Origin of the sequence: Klebsiella sp. H-Nf2 (genome assembly GCF_002806645.1) — a bacterium.
Lineage (GTDB): Bacteria > Pseudomonadota > Gammaproteobacteria > Enterobacterales > Enterobacteriaceae > Klebsiella > Klebsiella variicola.
The window spans coordinates 1-291 of the sequence record NZ_PIBL01000047.1 but is presented as its reverse complement, the minus strand read 5'-3'; the positions used below and the strand labels follow the sequence as shown (position 1 = coordinate 291).

1 tRNA gene is annotated in these 291 nt (G+C 47.4%); it reads left to right on the top strand.

The window, feature by feature from the left end:
• Nucleotides 1-17: 17 nt before the first annotated feature.
• Nucleotides 18-93: transfer RNA gene (locus CWM58_RS27950), tRNA-Glu, on the top strand.
• The last annotated feature ends 198 nt before the right edge of the window (nucleotides 94-291 follow it).

Below are 291 nucleotides of genomic sequence, written 5' to 3'. Positions count from 1 at the left end.
GCGATTGAGACTTCAGTGTCCCCTTCGTCTAGAGGCCCAGGACACCGCCCTTTCACGGCGGTAACAGGGGTTCGAATCCCCTAGGGGACGCCACTTGCTGGTTCGTGAGTGAAAGACGCGTGCCGATGTATCTCAAAACTCATCTTAGGGTGATGTTTGAGATATTTGCTCTTTAAAAATCTGGATCAAGCTGAAAATTGAAACGACACACTGTTTAAGTGTGTTCGAGTCTCTCAAATTTTCGCAATCAGAAGTGAAACATCTTCGGGTTGTGAGGTTAAGCGACTAAGC